Raw genomic sequence first — 18,836 nt, forward strand, 5'->3', positions numbered from 1 at the left:
CAGCCGTCAATATCCTGCCCGCACCACTTCGGCGGGGCCGAACCGTGTGGGATATGACGCCAGACCTTCTTCCTGCGGTCTTGCGGAATGGCGTAACGAGCCAAACCACAAACCAAAGGAGACCCATCATGGCACGCACAAACACGAAGCCCGACAACCAGCAGCCCAACGCGCCCGAGTTCCTCGCCTGGCACGTCACCGACAAGGGCGAAAAGTCTTTCTGGAACAAGGTCGGCGCCGCATGGCGGCACAAGGACGGGAAAGGCTACACGCTCCAGCTTGAAGTCGTCCCGATCAATGGGCGCATCGTCCTGCGCCAGCCCCTCGACGAACCCGAGGGCCAATCACAAGCCGAAAAGAAAGGGGAGTAACATGACCAAGACACTTCCCCCTTTCAATGGCTATAACGAAGGACATCCTTGGTACTATCGCTTGGGCGGGCCAATCGCGACGCCCAAGCAAATCAAGGCCGAGGTCGAAGCCGAGACATACCGAGGCTATCTCGCAGGTGACATCGATGCCGCCGCCGAGAAATCCGAGCCGCAACGATCCGATGCGCTTCGCGCCCTGCGTGAACGGGTTCTCGAAGACCTGCATCGCGACCTGAAGCGTTACCGCCAATGCGCCAAGGAGCTACGCCGTTTTCGGCGAGCGGGCGAACAGGACGACAGACCGCTCACCTGCAACATCTATTTGGCGATGAGTCTCAAGTCCTCGCACCTGACCAACGGCTTTGCCAACCTCAAAGCAATCGACGATGCGCTGAGCGTTCAGGGCGATCTGTTCGGGTTCTGACGACCAAACATCTCACGGGTGCGCACGAGCGCGCCCTCCGCCTTCCGAATCTGTGGAAAAGTCCATGATTTTAATCACTTTTTAGGTTCTTTCCGTTAAGATTTTGGAAGGAGTTTCATTATGAGGATCAACGGGTTCGTGTTGCTTTTTGTGTGCTGGGTCTTTCCGCTCGTAGCCTGGGCAGACGGGCAATCGTCAAGTTCGAAGGGCAAAAGCCAGCCGCGTGTTGTCTTGTGCTACAATCCTGAGACGGGTGAAGAGATTGAGAAATCTGCTGAGACCGATGGAAGCTGCCCGGATGGTTACCTCAGTTACATCGACACGCCCCCGGTCGAGTGGGTGAACGGCGCGCCGCCACCTCATGATCGACAGCAAGATCGGGCAGAAACGGGGGCCGATGCGAAGTAGATTAGTCCTCGCTGTAGCACTTCTGGTTCTCGTCCAATTCCTGGGCGCTTCGCCCGCGCAAGCAGTGTGCACAAACCCTGACGGCGCTGCCGGCGCCGTAAAATTCAACAAGGCGTTTCAGGTTTTGCAGTACTGCAATGACACCGAATGGCGCGCGTTGGGTGCCATGCCATCGAATGCTATCCAAGGAACCGCGGATGGGCTCATAGGATACTGGCGACTTGACGAAACCACCGGGACGATTGCCACAGATAGCAGCCCCTACGGCCACAATGCCACCTATTCGAATGTGGTGCCTGGAACGAACACTGTCTCCGCGCCCGTTCAAAATGGGATAGATTTCAGTGGACACACCCAAGCAGCGGCGCAGACGGCCAACGACAATCTCTACAGTTCCGTCATTGAAGCCACTTTCACGGCTTGGGTGCGCCTCGACAATGCGACTGGAACTGGAGGTATCATCGCTCTGGGAAACCAAGGGCTCGGGGAATTTCATCTTCAACTAAAGAACAACTGGAACGAGGCTAAGCTTTACTTGGAGGCCCAAAATTGGTCGGGAGCTGTCGGGGCTTGGTACACTACAACTGCAGTGCTGCTGCCCCTCGGCTCATGGCACCATGTTGCGGTCACTTATAGCTACAACGACGTAGTCGGCACTAAGCCAAAGTTCTACGTCGACGGCGCCCTATACACGGGAACCGTGGCCACGGCACAAGCTCCCGCAGGTTCTTTCACGCCCCCTGCTGTCGCCATACCCACCATAATCGGCCACCGACACGACTCTTCAAGCGGCCAGTGGATGGGTGCTCTGGATGATGTGCGCGTTTACAGCCGCATTTTAAGTGCTGGCGAAATCCAAGAGATATTTGGAATAGGCAGTCATAGAACCGAGAGTGTCCCCTACGGTCTGGTCGGTTATTGGCGGCTCGATGAAACCAGCGGGACCACGGCGTTTGATAGCAGCGGAAACGGAAATGACGGTACCGTGACTGATACAGACTTTTCACTGAGTACGGCCGAGGGGGTCATCGGTAATTCATTTACAAGCTTTGACGTCAATGATCGCGCAACAGTGTCCGATAGTTCCGTATTAAACCCAAGCAGCGAAATAACTGTCAGTGCATGGGTAAGAAGCACCGTAGATTACCGCCAACGGTTGGTTGAAAAATGGAATGGTTCTAATGATTATCAGCTATGGATTGAGGCGAGCAGCAACGGTTCCACGGCTGCCGTTTTTGAAGTAGGTACTTCTTCAGGTTCTACATGGGCATTCGGGACGACCCCTGTTGGAAATGAAAACGAATGGTTTCTTCTTACAGGAACTTATGACGGAACCAATGTGAACATATACGTAAACGGTGTCCTAGAAAATTCAACACCGCAAACAGGAACTTTGAATGACGGTTCTAATGATTTAATCATCGGAAACGGTAGTGGCGGGGCTTTCAATGGGAATATCGACGATGTCCGTATTTACAATCGCGCCCTGACTCCCGACGAGGTTTGGCAACTTTACGACGCGCGAGATGGCAACCTACGCTACAACACCGACCAGCGTGTGCCCGAGTATTTCAACGGCGATGCTTGGATTGCCGCGGCGGGCGGCCCGTACGTTCCTGGTGCCGTGTATTTCAATAGCGCGGGCACGACTTATCTGGATTATGCAGGTGCGCTGACAGGCGTAACGGATTCCAAAATGGTGACGGGCAGCTTCTGGATACGTCGGAACGCCAGTGGCTTGGGAGCGCAGCAAAAGGTGTTCAGGTCATCTGGCAACGCTTTCATCATCGAACTGACCACAGCCAACGAAGTGCGGATCAAGGGCGAGGACAGTGTCGGCACAACGCAGCTTGACGCGACATCGACCGCCACGATTACGGATACTGCGTGGCACCATGTGATGTTCAGCGCAAATGTGAATGCGCCCGGTGCGGCTTATTTCTATATCGATGGTTTGGACGCGTCCGATGCCGCGCCGACGGCGAATGATGTTAATCTGTATTTCTCGGTTGCGGGGCAATGGATCGGGGCGGATTCTGCTCCTTCACAACTGCTTGACGGTGATCTGGCTGACCTCTGGCTTGATTTCGGAACATATATCGATCTCTCCAATGCCGATAACCGCCGCAAATTCATTACCGCGAGTGGTGATCCCGTCGATCTTGGGTCTATCGGCCAATACCCCACAGGAACGGCGCCCGATATTTATATGTCGGGTCGTGCGACAACATGGGCCACGAACAAAGGCACAGGCGGTGGTTTTACCGTCAATGGGGCTTTGTCGGATGCTGCCGGCAGCCCCACCAGTATTCCGCTCACTTCGCTGCCGCAAAGCTGCCCAAATATCGGAGATGTCTGTGATGACGGCACGATCTACTCAGGATTATCGCCGGATGGAAATTTGCCGATGTTTACAACGTCCGAGTCCGAGGGCGTCATGCCTTGGAACAACGGCAACGCGACCAACAAGGTCACGACGAGTATTACGAACGATGACACAGGGGAAGCGAATACAAACGCCCTCATTCTCATTGATTCTGACAGCGGTAGCGCGGGCTTCCAAACTCACATAGCAGCTCAATACTGCTTTGACCTAGCAAGCCATGGCGCTGACGATTGGTATCTGCCTGCGCCCAACGAGTTTGCAAATCTCCTCTCGAACTATGGCGTTATGAATTTACCGACCACAGGTGGTGCAGGGATTCAGATGCACTGGGTTTCACGGGAGGCTGGAGTGAACGACGCGCAAGACTATGGCGTGTATCCTAGCTCTCCGCTGAGTGGCAGCGACGCTAAAGAGCTCAATCGAAACGTCCGCTGCGTCCGCAAAGGGCCTGCGCCGCGTTGCGCGAACCCCGTCAGGCCGAGCGGCGCGATCATCTACAATGCTGATTTCAACTTGCTCCAATATTGTGACCCATACAGTGGCGGAACAGGCTGGAGGGCGACAACGGAGTAGCCGCACTACTCCAGCCTTCTGGCCTCCGCTTGCCATTGGATTGTGGCCACTGCGTATGGATTCCTAATGCATCTTGTGCGGTAGCACCTGATACAGGCAGTCCAGCGTCGGATCATCAACCACGACGACCTTCACAGGGCCGTGCAGGTCCTGGTTTTCATACAGAAGCATGAAGCGCTCGGCGTAGAAGTGATCGGCATCGCTTGCCTCGCGGGATATCCGCTGAGCTTCCTCTCCCCATTCACGGGTTTCCGACGTGCCCGCATAGGCAGCTTCGTAGAGATCGAAGATGCGGCGCGGCACGTAGGCGATGGTTTCGAATTGTTCCATGGTCTTTTCTCTATCTCTCATCTTTCGTAACCGTCATCACGCTCTCGATTGCGCCTACGTACGGGCCGAGTCTGGTCGGCAGGTTTGACCACCGTCATCTTCTCGTTATCCAGGCCGATGCGGAAATATCCGTACTGATCCAAATCGACTTTTCCGTTGCGCCGATATCCTTCTGGCGCGTTGCTATGCGGCTCTTGGCGCGGCGTCTGTTTGTCTTTGTCGTTCATGGTCATTTCTCCTTCTGACTTATGGCTCGAAACCGGAATCCCGCCCGCGTCCGCGCCGAGATCGGTCGCGCTCTCTTTCGCGGGACGCGCGCTCGCGTTCGGGCAGGTTCATTTCCTGGTATCGGGCGATGTCCTCGCGCAGCAGAAGCAGATCGGTTTGCTGCCGCTCGCGCTGTTGACGGATTTCCCGTTGCAGATCGCGGCGTTCGTCGAGTTGACTGGCAACCAGCCCGTCGCGCTCGGCTCGATCCCGCAGCAGCGCATTCCACGCTTCACGTTCGTTCTGCGCCCTGATCTTGGCGTAACCGCCTGTGATCCGTTTCCAAACGCCCGAGAAACCGCGCGGCAGCCGAGCCGCCCGCGCATTGGTTTCCGCGATCCAGCGCTTTTCCAGAGCATCGTGGAGCATCTGCCGTTCCTGGCGATGCCGCCCCGCCATTTCGCTGCGCTCGAATTCCAGCGCCTTCTGGCCCCGTGCTGCTTCGAGTTCGGACTGTCGGACGAAACCCTTGAGCCGCTCAGACATCCGCGCAGCAATTACTTTCTGCGCCTCATCGACCGAAGGCAGGGATTCGGGATCGCCGAGGCGTTCCGCGACATCCTTCGTCTTCACGCCCGCCTGACGCGCCACGGCATAGACCTCGCCGCGATAATCGATAGCGACGAAGCCGCGCCGATCACCGCGCGCCAGCGTGAACCCACGTTCCTTGAGGGCTTGCGCGAAGGCAGGGGCAGAATCCGAGTGCTCCCAGCATTCCTTGAAAAGCGTCTTGATCTGTTTCGGATTGAGGCCAACGCGGCGAGCCTGTTGCCATTCTTGCAGCGTGTAGCCGAGAGGATCACGCTCGCGCCAATCGAGCAGACCCTTCGGCATCTCCCAGCCATGTTCGCGGAACAGGTCACGCGACACATCCCGCAGGCGCAGCTTGTAGTGCGAGATATTGATCGCCCGCATCCGCTCCGCATCGATCCGCGACCAGACGACATGGGCATGCCGCCGCCCGTCCTTTTCATGAAAGACGATAGCGCGGGGCTGGTTTTCGAGGCCGAGCTTGCGCTCGACCGCATCGGCAGCCTTCTCGAAGTCCTCGACGGTGGGATCAGAACCGCCAGGCGGGTTCAGGCTGGCCGAGAACATGTAGTTCTTGCAGCGCGTGCCAGCCGCGATAGCATCCATTTCTCGAAACGCATCCAACAGATCATCACTGACAAAGCCGCGAACCTCGTGCAACTCGACATGATCGTTCTCGCGCATCGAGAGCAGATAGCGGGCAAGTTGCGCGCCGCCGCCGCGTTCTTTGGCCTTGAGGATCACGGCTCGCTCCCAGGCTCGTCACGATAGATACCGCGACCGAGCGCCATAAGAAGCTCTTCGCGCATCACCAGCACCGCCGCGCAGGCTTCGCGAAGCTCAGCTTCGGTTTCGGGCGTGACAGGCAGCGAACCCGTGTTCACGGCTTTGGCGAGCTGGTTGAGGTTGGAAGACAAGCGCGACGAGCCAAGCGCCCCCAGAACGCGCCCCAAAGCCTCATAGTCCTTCACGGGAGCCTTGTTGCGCGTCTTGCGCGGTGCAGCATCTTCGCCGAACAGCCGTTCACGAATATACGCGCCGAGCGACATATCCGCCGCATCCTGTTCGAGCTGCGCCCGTTCTTCGAACGTGAGGCGCAACGAGAACGGCGTCTGCTTGTTCTCTTTGGGTTTCTTCGCTGCCCTAGGTGGCGCTAACCTATTGAAATTATGGGTGGGGATTTTCATCACGCACCCCCAGACCGTCTAGGTCAAGTTGTGCGAGATGGCGTTCCCAGTCTTCGAGAACCTGGAAGAGGTGGTTCGATTCCTCTCCCGTCAGGTCCACCAGATCCCTCCAGTTTCAGGCATAATGTGCCGCACGCCCGTTTCGGCCTGTGCGCTACTCGGCCTGCACCCGCCGGGCATGGCGCATCTGCAGCCCGGTGCGCAGCAGGGCGCGCCATTGGGCAAGGCGGCTCTCGAACACCTGCCCGAAGGCGAGCGTCAGGGTCAGCGTCAGGGTCAGCAGGATCGCGTCGTCCAGACCGGCATGGCCGGTTTTCAGCGGCATCGCCGCGAGAAACTGCAGCACCGGATAATGCACCAGATAGACCGAGAAGCTGCGGCCCGCGAGCCAGCGGATCGCCGGGGCGATCCGGGCTGCCGCACGGTCCGACGCCAGCCCGGCGATACCTGCGAGATGGGCCGTGACCATGAGCCCCAGCAGGAAATTCCACAGGAACTCGTTGGAAAAGCGCAGCGTCAACGCGCGGTCGATCCCTGCTGTCATATCGTAGAGCGTCGCCGGCAAGCCGGTGGCCAGCGCCAGCGCATAGCCGAGCACCGGCAGCGCGGCCAGGGCCGCCGCCGCCACACCGCGCGGCAGGCGCTGCCGGGTGATTGCCAGATGCAGCGCCACGCCCATCAGCCAGGCCGGCATCAGGATCAGGATGTTGACCCCGAACAGCAGCACGCCCGCCAGCAGCAGCACGATCCGCCGCGGCCCGCGCAGGTAAAAGGCGACGGCGAACAGAGCGTAATAGGCCGCCTCGTAGGAAAGCGACCAGAACGGGCCGTTCGAGCCGAGCCGCGCGGCGAGGCCGCTCCACTCGTTCGAAAAGGTAAGCCCGCGCAGCAGCATCTCCCACAACGGCATCGGATGAAAAAAGGCGCTGGCGTAGATCTCGGGCGAGCGCGGCGCACCGAACCGGTCGAGCATGAAGCCCAGAACCAGCGCCGGCAGCGCCACCGAGACGAGCCGGGTCAGGCGGTCGAAGGTGAAATCGCCCAGCGTGGCCCGCTTGGTGATCGCCACATGGCTGATCACGAAGCCCGAGATGACGAAGAACACGATCACCGCGTCGCTGCCGAGGTTCAGCTCGCGCACCCAAAGCCAGCGGCCCCCGGTGAAGCGGCTGTAGCCGAAATGCGACAGCACCACGATGAAGGCCGCGCCGAAGCGCAGCGCATCGAGATAGAGGGAGAAGCCGCGCGTCATTTCTCGGCCGGCTGCGTCTCTTGCGCCGGACGCTCCGCGGGCGCGGGCGGCGAGCCGGAAATCCGCCCGGCAAGGCGCGCGATCTGCCGGCCGCTGTCTTTCAGCGGCACCAGCATCGCGTTGGTCAGGCTGTCATGGCGCTGGCGCAGACGATTGCCCTTGCTGTCGGCAAGGCCGAATTCGAGCTGCTCCTGCCCCTGCGGCACATAGAGCGTGCCAAAGATCCAGTCCCACAGCGCGAGGATCTCGCCGTAATTCTTGTTGTGATGCCGGGGATCGAGCGAGTGGTGCACCTGGTGCTGGGCGGGCGAGATCACGATATGCTCCGCCCACCGCCCGAAGCTCAGCCACACATGGGTGTGGCGCAGGTTTGCCCCCGCGATGTTGAACAGCGCATAGCCGGCATTGATGCCGAACAGCGCGGCAAAGCCCGGCGCCTGGCCGAACAGCGCCATCAGCACCCCTTGCAGAATGCCGATCAGAACGCCCTTGGTGAAGGTCGCGATCAGGTCATAGACCGGGTGGCGGCGGAACACGGTGATCGGGGTCATCACCTCCGCCGAATGGTGCAGCGCGTGAAACGGCCACAGGATGCGGCTCTCGTGATGCACCCGGTGCACCCAGTAGGTGCCGAAATCGGCCGTCACGAGCAACAGGAGCGCAATCACCACCGGGTGGAACGGCGGCAGATGCGACGGCCCGCCCAGCCCGTTCATCACCATCTGCGCCAGCGCCACGCTGGAGAAGAGATAGCCCACGATCCCCGCCGCTGCGAACATCCGGTTCACGACGAAGACCTTCAGATCGACGATATGCGAGGCGTGAAAGTAGACCGATTTCGGCAGCAGCCAGGAGATGAAGGATTGCTCCACACGCCGCACCCTGTAGATCGCGAAGGCGATCACGATCGTGACCAGCAGATAGACCGGCCAAAGCCGGCTGTCCGGCCCCATCAGCAGGTCGTAGACACCGGAGAAAAACGCGCCCATGGGAAATGCCTCTGTCACCTGGCGTTTCTGTTTCGACGACAATCATCGGCGCCAAGTCTGGCAAGACTATGGCCTGACAGGTCTTATTCTTGGGCAGGCGCTCCGCCACAACAGCCGATCTGAATTTCGCCGAGCTACGTCCCGGCCGCGAGGTTTGCTCTTGCGCATCCACTCAGCGACGAGGAGGCAAGATGCGCCTGCAAGGCGGCCAGGCGGCGCTCACCGCCGGTTGCTGTGATAGCGCCGTGGCTGGCGGGTCTTGCGCGAAACCATATGGGCCGCCTTGGGCGGCGCGATCTCGGGCAGGGCATTGCCGGGCAGCGCCACCTCGCGCTCGCTCTCTTCCAGCAGGTAGTCGAGAAAGGCCTGGCCCGCATTGGTGAGCCGCTTGCCCCGGCGATGCACCGCATACCAGCGCCGCCGCAGCGGGAACCCCTCGACATCCAGCAGCGCCAGCTCGCCCGCCGCCAGCTCCAGCCGCAGCGAATGGAGCGAAAGGTAGGCCACGCCGAGGCCCGAAAGCACGCCGTGCTTGATCGCCTCGCTGTCGTCGAACTCCATATGCGCGCCCAGCGTCACCCCCGCCGCCGCGCAGAGCGATTCCACCGCCGCCCGGGTGCCCGATCCGGCCTCGCGGCGGATCACGTTTTCCTCCGCCATCCGCCCCAGCGGGATGTGGCGGCGGCCCACCAGCGGGTGATCGGGGCGGGCAACGAAGACGATGACGTTTTCAAGGAACGGTTCGGCGATCACCGCCTCCTCTTCCGGCGGGCGGCCCATGATGTAGAGATCGTCGGCATTGTTCGCCATCCGCGCCAGCAGGGTTTCGCGGTTGGTGATCTGCAAACGCGGCTCGACGCGCGGGAAGCGGCGCTTGAACTGGCCGAGAAGCTCCGGCAGAAAATATTTTGCCGTCGAGACCACCGCCACCGATAGCGGCCCCGCCACCGCGCGGCTCATATCGTCCAGCGCCGCCTCCATCTCGGCGATCCGCGCCAGCACATCGCGCGAGGCCGCCGCCACCACTTCGCCGGCGCGGGTAAGCTGGAGCGCCTTGCCGATCTGTTCGGTGAGCGGCTGGCCGATCTTCTCTTCCAGGGTCTTGACCTGCATCGACACCGAAGGCTGCGTCAGGTGCACCTCCTCAGCCGCGCGGGTGATCGAGCCGAGCCGTGCCACGGCCTCGAACAGCCGCATCTGCTGGACGGTGGGCGGGATGATCTTTGCCATCAATATTTCTCTATGTGTTTCATCAAAACAATCTATTGTTCTATATTTCGCGCGTCAAATACCTTGCCCTCATCGGCCCGGATCGCGGGCCAACGCGATGCATAGGGAGGAAGACGACCGCCATGGCGAAGACTTACAACGCAGGTGTGAAGGAGTATCGGGAAACATACTGGATGCCCGATTACACGCCGCTCGACACCGATTTCCTGGCCTGCTTCAAGGTCATCCCGCAGGAAGGCGTGCCGCGCGAAGAAGCCGCCGCCGCCGTGGCCGCCGAAAGCTCGACCGGCACCTGGACCACGGTCTGGACCGACCTGCTCACCGATCTCGACTATTACAAGGGCCGCGCCTACGCGATTGAAGACGTGCCGGGCAATGACGAGGCGTTCTACGCGTTCATCGCCTACCCGATCGACCTGTTCGAGGAAGGCTCGGTGGTCAACGTGCTCACCTCGCTGGTGGGCAACGTGTTCGGCTTCAAGGCCGTGCGGGCGCTGCGCCTCGAAGACGTGCGCGTGCCGATTGCCTATGTCAAAACCTGCGGCGGCCCGCCCAACGGCATCCAGGTCGAACGCGACAAGATGAACAAGTATGGCCGCCCGATGCTCGGCTGCACGATCAAGCCGAAGCTGGGCCTCTCGGCCAAGAATTACGGCCGTGCCGTCTACGAAGTGCTGCGCGGCGGCCTCGACTTCGCCAAGGACGACGAGAACGTGAACTCGCAGCCCTTCATGCGCTGGCGCGACCGCTATGACTACGTGATGGAAGCCATCCAGAAGGCCGAGGCGGAAACCGGCGAGAAGAAGGGATCGTACCTCAACGTCACCGCGCCGACGCCGGAGGAGATGTACAAGCGCGCCGAATACGCCAAGGAGCTGGGCGCGCCGATCATCATGCACGATTACCTGACCGCCGGCTTCACCGCCAATACGGGCCTCGCCAACTGGTGCCGCGATAACGGGATGCTCCTGCATATCCACCGCGCCATGCACGCGGTGATCGACCGCAACCCCAACCACGGCATCCACTTCCGCGTGCTGACCAAGATGCTGCGCCTCTCGGGCGGCGACCATCTGCATTCGGGCACGGTTGTGGGCAAGCTCGAAGGCGACCGCGCGGCCACGCTGGGCTGGATCGACATCATGCGCGACAGCTTCATCAAGGAAGACCGCTCGCGCGGCATCATGTTCGACCAGGACTGGGGCTCGATGCCGGGCGTCTTCCCGGTGGCCTCGGGCGGGATCCATGTCTGGCACATGCCGGCGCTGGTTTCGATCTTCGGCGACGATTCGGTGCTCCAGTTCGGCGGCGGCACGCTCGGCCATCCCTGGGGCAACGCCGCCGGCGCCGCGGCCAACCGGGTGGCGCTCGAAGCCTGCGTGCAGGCCCGCAACGAGGGCCGCGAGCTGGAGAAGGAAGGCAAGGACATTCTCACCAATGCCGCCAAATCCTCGCCGGAGCTCGCCACCGCAATGGAGACCTGGAAAGAGATCAAGTTCGAGTTCGACACCGTCGACAAGCTCGACGTGCAGCACCGCTGATCCGATCCCGCAGCAACACCGGCCCCGGGGCGACGCGCGAACAGCGCCGGGGCTGACCAGAGACATCCGAAAGGAGCCACATCATGGCTGACATGCAGGACTACAAATCATCGCTCGCCGACGTCACGAGCCGCAAGTTCGAAACCTTCTCCTACCTGCCGGAGATGACCGACGAACAGATGCGCAAGCAGGTTGAATACATCGTCTCGAAAGGCTGGAACCCGGCCGTCGAACATACCGAGCCGGAAAATGCCTCCGGCAGCTACTGGTATATGTGGAAGCTGCCGATGTTCGGCGAAACCGATGTCGACCGTATCCTCGGCGAATGCGACGCCTGCCACAAGGCGCATCCGAACAACCATGTGCGCCTCGTCGGCTACGACAATTACGCCCAGTGCAAGGGCACCGAGATGGTCGTCTATCGCGGCAACCCGGTCTGAGCACAGCGCCCCGGCCCGGCACCGCGCCGGACCGGGGCACCTTGAGGGAGGCAATCATGACCAAGCACGACGCAGATCAGTTCACCGTCAAGCGCGAGCCCTTCTACAAGGAAGTCGGCGGCGAGGTCGCGCTCTATGAAGCGGCCTATGCCCGGCGCATGCCGGTGATGCTGAAAGGGCCGACCGGCGCGGGCAAATCGCGCTTCGTCGAATACATGGCCTGGAAACTGGGCCGGCCGCTGATCACCGTCGCCTCCAACGAAGACATGACCGCGTCTGACCTGGTGGGCCGCTTCCTGCTCGATAAGGACGGCACCAAGTGGCAGGATGGCCCGCTGACCACCGCGGCCCGGATCGGCGCGATCTGCTATCTCGACGAGATCGTCGAGGCCCGGCAGGACACCACGGTGGTGATCCACCCGCTGACCGATCACCGCCGCCAGCTTCCGCTCGACAAGAAGGGCGAGCTGATCGAGGCACACCCGGATTTCCAGCTCGTGATCTCCTACAACCCCGGCTACCAGTCGCTGATGAAAGACCTCAAGCAGTCGACCAAGCAGCGCTTCGCCGCGCTCGATTTCGACTATCCCGGCGCCGAACTGGAAGCCGAGATCGTGGCCGCGGAGACCGGCGTCGATGCCAAGACGGCGGGCAAGCTGGTGCAGATCGCCCACCGCTCGCGCAACCTCAAGGGCCACGGGCTCGACGAGGGGATCTCGACCCGGCTGCTGGTCTATGCCGGGCAGATGATCGCGGAGGGTGTGAACCCCAACGCCGCCTGCAAGATGACGCTGGTCACCCCGCTGACAGACGACCCCGACATGCGCGAGACGCTGCAGGCGGCGGTGGAAACCTTCTTCGTCTGACGCAGCGCGAGAGGCGTTTCGAAACGCCTTCCCGAGCCGCTTCGAAGCGGCTTTCCCGAAACCCCGAGGAATGTCCGATGACCATCGACCTCGAAGACTACCGCGCCTGCTTCGCCAAGGCCCCGGAAGGCACCTTCGACAATGTCGAGGCGATCTTCCACGACGCCGCCAGGGTGATGTCGCCCGCCGGGCTCTCCGACTACATGGAAGGCGCGAAGGGGTTGTGCGCGCTCGGGCGGGGCTACGATCTGGTCGAGGCGTTCCTTGAAAACATGCCCGCCGTCGCCCGGGAATGCGGCGAGGACGTGACCCGCGATTGCGTGGCCGCGGCGATGAAACTGAGTTCGATGACCTCCGGCGAGGTGATCGCGCTCCTGTTCTCCAGCCTCCCCACCGCCGCGCGCCGGCTCGGCGACCCGGAGCTTCTGCGCGGTTATCTCCAGCTCATCCACCAGCTTTCGGCCAAGGCGTCGCGCGGGCTGCGTCCGATGCTTGGCGTGACCGACGAGCTGTTGTCCAAGCTTACCCTCTCGGGTCTGAAGCGCTGGGCCAATTTCGGCGCCGACACCTACAAGCGCGATCTCAAGGGCCTCACCGCCTATTTCGCCCTCGAAAGCGCCGATGCCCGCAAAATGCTGCAGCAAGAGCGGCGCGGCACACTCTTCATCGACACCCAGCGCAAGCTCAACTTCTACCTGCGCGCGCTTTGGGGACGCGACTTCTTCCTGCGCCCCGCCGCCGCCGATTACGAGGGGTTCCGCCCCTATATCGAACATCACGTGATGCACCTGCCCGACGCGGTGGACGATCTGGGCGACATTTCCGGCCACGACCTTTACCGCGCGATGACGGCGCATCTGGCCGCGCATATCCAGTATTCCAGCCAGGCGATCTCCGCCGAACAGCTCAGCCCGGCGCAGATGTTCTTCATCGGTCTGCTGGAAGATGCCCGCGTCGAATATTGCGCCGCGCAGGACTTTCCGGGGCTGAAGAAGCTCTGGGGCAGCCTGCTCGCCTTGCGCTACGACACGCCGCCCGAGCACCCCACGGTGACGGCGCTGGAAGCCTTTGCCCATCTTCTGAACGATCCCGCCGCCCTGACCGGGCGTGACGATCTCGATGCGCTGGGGGCGAAGTTTCATGCCGAGGTGCCGCACAAATCGCGCGACAACATGTTGTCGTGGCACCTCGGCATGGAGCTTTACCACGTCTTCGCCGCCAGCCGCGACGTGCCGAGCCTGCGTATCCTCAATGCGATCCGCATCCCCCACCGCGACGATAACCGCTTCGTCTGGGAATTCGAGGAATTCGACTGGGACGCGCATGGCGCGGAATACATCCCCGCCAGCCAGCGACAGGTGCGCAAATACGTCTCAGCCATCGAGCTGGCCAACGAGGTGGATGTGGAGCTTGCCGGCGACGACGCACAGGAGGTCTGGATCGGCAAGGACAGGTTCATGCCCTATGAGGATGCCGGCGAGGCCACCGTTTCGCATAACGACATGTGGGGCAAGGAGCCGATCTCGGCGCCGTTCCATTACCCCGAATGGGATTATCAGGTGCAGCTCTACCGGCCCGACTGGGCCACGATCTACGAGCGCCGGGCAAACCGGGGAAACCCGCAAACGGTCGACGATATCCTCATCGCGCATAAGCCGATCGCCCACCGCATCCGCCAGATCATCGACATGCTCAGCCCCTCCGGCGTGCAGCGCGTGCGCAACATGGAAGATGGCGACGAGATCGACATCAACGCCGCCGTCGATGCGATGATCGCGATCCGCTCGGGCCAGCAGCCCAACCCGCGCATCACCATGCGCAACGTCATCAAGTCGCGCGACCTCGCGGTGACGGTGCTGCTCGACCTGTCCGAAAGCACCAATGACGTGATGGAGGGCAGCGAAAAAACGGTGCTCGACCTCACCCGCGAGGCGGCCACGCTCGTTTCCACCGCCATCGAGGGGATCGGCGACCCCTTCGCGCTGCACGGCTTCGCCTCCGACGGGCGGCATGACGTGCATTACTTCCGGTTCAAGGACTGGGACCAGCATTTCAACGAAGAGGCCAGGGCGCGGCTGGCGGGGATGAAGGGCGGGCTCTCCACCCGGATGGGGGCTGCGCTGCGCCATGCCGGGGCGGGGCTGCTGAAGCAGGCCGAGCGGCGCAAGCTGATCATCCTCGTCACCGACGGCGCGCCTGCCGATATCGACGAGCGCGATCCCCAGCACCTGCGCCACGACACCCGCAAGGCGGTGGAGGAACTGGCCGCCAGAGGCGTGCTCACCTATTGCCTCACCCTCGACCCGAATGCCGACACTTACGTAAAGCGCATCTTCGGCGCCAACAATTACACCATCGTCGACCATGTCGACCGGCTGCCGGAACAGCTGCCTGCACTGTTCGCCAGCCTGACCGTCTGAGGAGACCGCCATGACCCCGTCCAAAACCTATATCGGCTACGACAAAGACCTGAACGGCGGCATGACCGATATCGGCAAGATCATCCGCGAGGCACGGGTGTTCGGCTTCATCCCCGAGGCCGAGACCTGCGAGGGCTGGCAGGTCCACCGGATCGAGGCGATCTGGGAACAGGTCGATGCAGAATGGGCCAAATACGGCTTCCGGGTCGCCAACCTGCCGGACGATCTGCGCGAGAAATATCTCGCCGCGCAGGCCGAGGCGGTGGCGCGCGCCAGGGCGGCCGGATGGAGCGGCGAGCAGGAGCTCGCCGACGATTCGTGAAAGGCGCCTATACCCGCCACCTGCTGGCGCGTCCGCTTGCCGTCGAGGCCTGCGAGATCGCGCCGGACTGCTATAGCTGTATGCGCCGCGCCCTGGCACGCGCCGACCTCTCCGGCCCGGTCTGGCTCGATCTGCCCGGCCTCGGCACGATGAAGCTCGCGCTCCTGCCCGATGCGCTGGTGGTGGCCGACCGCGCGCTGGGGCATCTGCCGATGGCCGCCTGGACCGAAATCCGCGCTTTGCCCGACCGTGGCCTGCACGAGCCGGTGCCCTGCCAGCTCGCGCTTTACCACTCGCGCGGCGCCCGCCTGATCGGCGCGATGCGCGCGGCGATGGAACGCGAGCTGAACCGCCACCTTGCCGAGATTTGCCCGGTCCCGGATGCGGGCAAGGTGCTCGCCTTCCCAAAACACGGCTGAGCGCCCGTCTTCTCTGTTCCACAAATACCGCGGGGGTTTGGGGGCAGAGCCCCCATCCCACCAAACCTGTGCGCCGCAGGCGCGCCTTGGGTTCAGCCGCCCGCCTGCCGGTAGGCCATGTCGACCACCAGCCGCCATGCGTCCTCCCCCTCGGCACGCAGCATCTGGCGCAGGGTAAAGCCTTCCGCCCCGCCCGTCTCCACCTCGACCCGCGACTGGTATGGCACCTCGTCCAGCACCAGCGCGCCGGTGGCTTCCATCACGATGGCCCCATCCGTTTCCGTCCCGGCGAATTGCACGGTCTGCGCCGTCGCCGCCGACCAGAACCCGGCATTCACCTTGCCGCCCGCGCCGCGCACCAGCCGCAGCGAGATATCGCTCAGCCCCGCCGCCACCGCGCAACTGCCAGTGATGCTCACATCGCCGCCGCCCGCCGCCGGCGCGATCTCGACCCGGCAGCGTCCGCGTTCCAGCGGCGCGCGCGGGCCGGTGGCGATCATCCCTTCGCCCTGCCAGTTGCCCGCCGCCTCGAACAGCTCGGTGGCGGAGGCCGGCGCGGCGAACACGGCCAGCAGGGCAGCAAGTGCGATACGGATCATTCGGGCGTCCTCCGGGTGCGAAGGTAGGAGCGGGGGCCAAAGGCCGCAAGGGCGGCGGGCAGCACCAGCAGATCGGCGAGCAGCGCGAGCACGAACACGCTCATCGCGATCCCGCCAAACTCGGCCACCCCGAGATTCTTGGCGAGAAACGAACCGCTCATCCCGAAGAAGAGCACGAGCGATGTGGTGACGAGCGCCGGCGTCACCTCGCCAAAGGCTTCCTCCAGCCCCTCGCGTGTGATCCGCCTCACCCCGCCCGCCAGCCGCAGCCGGTTGAGCACATGCAGCGTGTCGTCCACCGCGATGCCGAAGGCGACGGTGAGCGCCATGCCGTTGGAAAACTCGATGCCCGAGCCCGAGAGCATCAGCCAGCCGCCGATCAGCGTGACCGGCAGCATGTTGGGAATGAGCGAGATAAGCGCCACCCGCAGGTTGCGCAGCCAGGCCAGGATCAGGAGCGCCACCCCCCCGAGCGCGATCAGCAGAGACCGGTTGATCTCGTCGAGGATCACCCCCGCCACCCGCGCCGACATCACCGGCAGCCCCGTCACCGCGGCGATCATGCCGGGCTCCAGCCCCGGCTCGGCGGCGAGCGCGGCTTCCAGCCGGTCGGCCAGCGCCAGCGTCGTCTCGCCGTTTTCGTAGCGGAACGGCACCGAAACGAGCGCCTGCGTGCCATCTGCCGATACGAGCCGCTGGGCGAGCGCCTCGGGCACGGTATCGGCCAGCGCCGCCGCGCCGCCCTCGATACTGGCGAGCGACTGAACGTTGGTGCTGCCCGTCTCCCGCGCGACCACCTCGGCAACCTGGCGCACCAGTGCGCTGTCGGTGCCGTTCACCACCACATGCATGAGCGAGACCGGCGCCAGCTTGTCTTCGACCTGCGAAAACACCTGCCGCACCGGACTGTCGCCGCGCAAGGTGTCGAGCAGGGAATAGCGCGGGCCGGCCTGGCTGTAGGCCCAGGTGGAGAAAGCCAGCACCACGAGCGCAACCCAGCTCACCAGCCGGGGCCGGCGCAACGCCAGCGCCGTAAGCCGGCCCAGCCCGAAGGCCGCGGGCGGGCGGTCATGCAGCCGTTTGAACAGCGTGTTGAACCAGTCCGCACGGCCAGCCGTCGTCAGCACCACCATCTGGGTGAGCAGCACCGTCACCACCGAGGAGAGCGTGAGCAGCACCCCCATCGCCCCCATCTCGGCGATGATCTCCGAGCGCGAGGTGGCGAGCGCGCCAAAGGCCACGGCGGTGGTCACGGCGGCGAAGACACAGGCCACCGCCACCCGCCGGATCGCGCGCAGGGTGGCCAGCGCCGATTCCCGCCCCGCCTGCCGCCCGCGCTCGAAGCTGATATGGATCGCATCCGAGGTGGCGAGCACCAGGATCAGCACCGGAAGGGTGATGGTGATCGTGTTGATCGTCACGCCGAGATGCCCGTGCAGCCCGATCCCGAGCGCCACCGAAAGCGCCGGCCCCGGCAGGGTGAGCAGCCCGAGGCGGAAACTCCTGAGCGCAAACACCGCCACGGCAAAGCCCACCACCACGCCAAGCGTGTTGAGCAGCACGATATCGCGGATGAGGGCGCTGGCGACCTCATCACGCAGCACCGGGTAGCCCGAAAGCTGAAGGCGCGCGCCAGAGGCCGCCTCGGCCCGCGCCCCGAGCCGGGCGAGTTCGGTCAGCACGCTGTGCCGGTCGGTCTGCCCGCCCTCGGCCCGCTCGGTGATCGGCATGATCACCACCATCGCCTGCCGGTCCGCCGAGAGGAGCCGCCCCAGCATCGGCACCTGCGCCTGAGCCGCCTCCAGCCGCGCCGCCATCTCATCCTGCGGCAGCGGCGGATAGGGAAAGAGCGGCGCGCCATCGAAGCGCAGGATGAAAGGCGAGAGCGCCGCCCGCACGCCGGGGATGAATTGTGCGTCGAGCAGAAAGTCCGACATCGCCGCCGCGACCACCGGATCGGCGAAGTCGGACGCTTCGACGAAGGCGATCACATCATTGCCGTCCCCCTCGAAAGCGCGGCCCAGCGCCACGTAATCCTGATAGGCCGGGATATCGCTGTTGAAGAAGCGCACCAACTCGTCGTCGAAGCGCAACCGGAACATGCCGGTCACCGCGACGACGGCGATGAGCCCGGTGAGCAGCCACAGGAGCAGAAGACGCGAACGGAGCACGGCGAACACCGCCGCCAGATTGCGTGCCTGCCTCACTGCCCGTCTCCCTCGCGCTGCTTGTCCTGTCCCGAGAGGCTTTAATCGAGGAAGGCCGGGCTGTCAGCCCCAAC

Annotated in this window: 18 protein-coding genes; 9 read left to right on the forward strand and 9 right to left on the reverse strand. The window is 63.1% G+C overall.

Going from position 1 to position 18,836, the window contains the following annotated elements; translation table 11 throughout:
- Nucleotides 1-128 precede the first annotated feature (128 nt).
- From QMG28_RS16110 to QMG28_RS16120, 3 genes are all read left to right on the forward strand, one after another.
- Nucleotides 129-371, forward strand: coding sequence for a hypothetical protein (locus tag QMG28_RS16110; protein ID WP_281843344.1), 243 nt, complete (start codon nucleotides 129-131; stop codon nucleotides 369-371).
- 1 nt (nucleotide 372) lies between these two features.
- A complete protein-coding gene (locus QMG28_RS16115) occupies nucleotides 373-795 on the forward strand; it encodes a hypothetical protein (RefSeq protein ID WP_281843345.1) in 423 nt (140 codons plus the stop codon).
- A gap of 361 nt (nucleotides 796-1,156) precedes the next feature.
- Nucleotides 1,157-4,162 carry a LamG domain-containing protein gene (locus QMG28_RS16120; protein WP_281843346.1) on the forward strand — a complete coding sequence of 1,002 codons (3,006 nt, stop codon included), beginning with the start codon at nucleotides 1,157-1,159 and terminating at the stop codon, nucleotides 4,160-4,162.
- A 63-nt stretch (nucleotides 4,163-4,225) separates the two neighbouring features.
- Here QMG28_RS16120 and QMG28_RS16125 read toward each other — a convergent pair whose 3' ends face one another.
- From QMG28_RS16125 to QMG28_RS16155, 7 genes are all read right to left on the reverse strand, one after another.
- On the reverse strand, nucleotides 4,226-4,492 hold the full coding sequence (locus tag QMG28_RS16125; protein ID WP_281843347.1) for a hypothetical protein: 267 nt from the start codon (nucleotides 4,490-4,492) through the stop codon (nucleotides 4,226-4,228).
- A 17-nt stretch (nucleotides 4,493-4,509) separates the two neighbouring features.
- Nucleotides 4,510-4,719, reverse strand: coding sequence for a hypothetical protein (locus QMG28_RS16130; RefSeq protein WP_281843348.1), 210 nt, complete (start codon nucleotides 4,717-4,719; stop codon nucleotides 4,510-4,512).
- Between the two features lie 19 nt (nucleotides 4,720-4,738).
- Entirely contained in the window at nucleotides 4,739-6,034 is a 1,296-nt protein-coding gene (locus QMG28_RS16135) for a relaxase/mobilization nuclease domain-containing protein (protein WP_281843349.1), read from the reverse strand.
- The gene (locus QMG28_RS16140) at nucleotides 6,031-6,477 is read right to left on the reverse strand and encodes a hypothetical protein (RefSeq protein ID WP_281843350.1); all 447 of its coding nucleotides are present in this window, start codon (nucleotides 6,475-6,477) and stop codon (nucleotides 6,031-6,033) included. The genes QMG28_RS16135 and QMG28_RS16140 overlap by 4 nt, the downstream gene beginning before the upstream one ends.
- A 154-nt stretch (nucleotides 6,478-6,631) precedes the next feature.
- On the reverse strand, nucleotides 6,632-7,729 hold the full coding sequence (locus QMG28_RS16145) for an acyltransferase family protein (RefSeq protein ID WP_281843351.1): 1,098 nt from the start codon (nucleotides 7,727-7,729) through the stop codon (nucleotides 6,632-6,634).
- Nucleotides 7,726-8,718, reverse strand: a complete 993-nt coding sequence (locus tag QMG28_RS16150; RefSeq protein WP_281843352.1) for a sterol desaturase family protein — start codon at nucleotides 8,716-8,718, stop codon at nucleotides 7,726-7,728. The genes QMG28_RS16145 and QMG28_RS16150 overlap by 4 nt, the downstream gene beginning before the upstream one ends.
- 219 nt (nucleotides 8,719-8,937) lie before the next feature.
- Nucleotides 8,938-9,948 (reverse strand): LysR family transcriptional regulator, encoded by a 1,011-nt coding sequence (locus tag QMG28_RS16155; RefSeq protein WP_281843353.1) that lies wholly within the window; start codon nucleotides 9,946-9,948, stop codon nucleotides 8,938-8,940.
- A gap of 122 nt (nucleotides 9,949-10,070) precedes the next feature.
- Here QMG28_RS16155 and QMG28_RS16160 point away from each other — a divergent pair, with 122 nt between their 5' ends.
- The 6 genes from QMG28_RS16160 (at nucleotide 10,071) to QMG28_RS16185 (ending at nucleotide 15,956) form a co-directional block, all read left to right on the forward strand.
- A complete protein-coding gene (locus QMG28_RS16160; protein WP_281843354.1) occupies nucleotides 10,071-11,489 on the forward strand; it encodes a form I ribulose bisphosphate carboxylase large subunit in 1,419 nt (472 codons plus the stop codon).
- 83 nt (nucleotides 11,490-11,572) lie between these two features.
- Complete coding sequence (locus QMG28_RS16165) at nucleotides 11,573-11,929, forward strand: ribulose bisphosphate carboxylase small subunit (RefSeq protein ID WP_281843355.1); 357 nt, start codon at nucleotides 11,573-11,575, stop codon at nucleotides 11,927-11,929.
- Nucleotides 11,930-11,985: 56 nt separating this feature from the next.
- A complete protein-coding gene (locus tag QMG28_RS16170; RefSeq protein ID WP_281843356.1) occupies nucleotides 11,986-12,795 on the forward strand; it encodes a CbbQ/NirQ/NorQ/GpvN family protein in 810 nt (269 codons plus the stop codon).
- A gap of 77 nt (nucleotides 12,796-12,872) precedes the next feature.
- Complete coding sequence (locus QMG28_RS16175) at nucleotides 12,873-15,215, forward strand: nitric oxide reductase activation protein NorD (RefSeq protein ID WP_281843357.1); 2,343 nt, start codon at nucleotides 12,873-12,875, stop codon at nucleotides 15,213-15,215.
- A 10-nt stretch (nucleotides 15,216-15,225) separates the two neighbouring features.
- Nucleotides 15,226-15,537, forward strand: coding sequence for a hypothetical protein (locus QMG28_RS16180; RefSeq protein WP_281843358.1), 312 nt, complete (start codon nucleotides 15,226-15,228; stop codon nucleotides 15,535-15,537).
- The gene (locus QMG28_RS16185) at nucleotides 15,534-15,956 is read left to right on the forward strand and encodes a hypothetical protein (RefSeq protein ID WP_281843359.1); all 423 of its coding nucleotides are present in this window, start codon (nucleotides 15,534-15,536) and stop codon (nucleotides 15,954-15,956) included. The genes QMG28_RS16180 and QMG28_RS16185 overlap by 4 nt, the downstream gene beginning before the upstream one ends.
- Nucleotides 15,957-16,048: 92 nt before the next feature.
- On the opposite strand, the gene QMG28_RS16190 is transcribed toward QMG28_RS16185, so the two are convergent.
- Both QMG28_RS16190 and QMG28_RS16195 read right to left on the reverse strand, forming a co-directional pair.
- The gene (locus QMG28_RS16190; RefSeq protein ID WP_281843360.1) at nucleotides 16,049-16,555 is read right to left on the reverse strand and encodes a hypothetical protein; all 507 of its coding nucleotides are present in this window, start codon (nucleotides 16,553-16,555) and stop codon (nucleotides 16,049-16,051) included.
- Nucleotides 16,552-18,762: an efflux RND transporter permease subunit gene (locus QMG28_RS16195; protein WP_281843361.1), complete on the reverse strand. Its 2,211-nt coding sequence runs from the start codon at nucleotides 18,760-18,762 to the stop codon at nucleotides 16,552-16,554. The genes QMG28_RS16190 and QMG28_RS16195 overlap by 4 nt, the downstream gene beginning before the upstream one ends.
- Nucleotides 18,763-18,836: the final 74 nt, after the last annotated feature.

The sequence above is a fragment of the Sinisalibacter aestuarii genome (assembly GCF_027923545.1).
Classification (GTDB): Bacteria; Pseudomonadota; Alphaproteobacteria; order Rhodobacterales; family Rhodobacteraceae; genus Sinisalibacter; species Sinisalibacter aestuarii.

Coding starts and splice junctions, on each gene's coding strand:
- QMG28_RS16110 (WP_281843344.1), top strand. CDS start 129: ATGGCACGCACAAACACGAAGCCCGACAACCAGCAGCCCAACGCGCCC.
- QMG28_RS16115 (WP_281843345.1), top strand. CDS start 373: ATGACCAAGACACTTCCCCCTTTCAATGGCTATAACGAAGGACATCCT.
- QMG28_RS16120 (WP_281843346.1), top strand. CDS start 1,157: ATGATCGACAGCAAGATCGGGCAGAAACGGGGGCCGATGCGAAGTAGA.
- QMG28_RS16125 (WP_281843347.1), bottom strand. CDS start 4,492: ATGGAACAATTCGAAACCATCGCCTACGTGCCGCGCCGCATCTTCGAT.
- QMG28_RS16130 (WP_281843348.1), bottom strand. CDS start 4,719: ATGAACGACAAAGACAAACAGACGCCGCGCCAAGAGCCGCATAGCAAC.
- QMG28_RS16140 (WP_281843350.1), bottom strand. CDS start 6,477: ATGAAAATCCCCACCCATAATTTCAATAGGTTAGCGCCACCTAGGGCA.
- QMG28_RS16145 (WP_281843351.1), bottom strand. CDS start 7,729: ATGACGCGCGGCTTCTCCCTCTATCTCGATGCGCTGCGCTTCGGCGCG.
- QMG28_RS16150 (WP_281843352.1), bottom strand. CDS start 8,718: ATGGGCGCGTTTTTCTCCGGTGTCTACGACCTGCTGATGGGGCCGGAC.
- QMG28_RS16155 (WP_281843353.1), bottom strand. CDS start 9,948: ATGGCAAAGATCATCCCGCCCACCGTCCAGCAGATGCGGCTGTTCGAG.
- QMG28_RS16160 (WP_281843354.1), top strand. CDS start 10,071: ATGGCGAAGACTTACAACGCAGGTGTGAAGGAGTATCGGGAAACATAC.
- QMG28_RS16165 (WP_281843355.1), top strand. CDS start 11,573: ATGGCTGACATGCAGGACTACAAATCATCGCTCGCCGACGTCACGAGC.
- QMG28_RS16170 (WP_281843356.1), top strand. CDS start 11,986: ATGACCAAGCACGACGCAGATCAGTTCACCGTCAAGCGCGAGCCCTTC.
- QMG28_RS16175 (WP_281843357.1), top strand. CDS start 12,873: ATGACCATCGACCTCGAAGACTACCGCGCCTGCTTCGCCAAGGCCCCG.
- QMG28_RS16180 (WP_281843358.1), top strand. CDS start 15,226: ATGACCCCGTCCAAAACCTATATCGGCTACGACAAAGACCTGAACGGC.
- QMG28_RS16190 (WP_281843360.1), bottom strand. CDS start 16,555: ATGATCCGTATCGCACTTGCTGCCCTGCTGGCCGTGTTCGCCGCGCCG.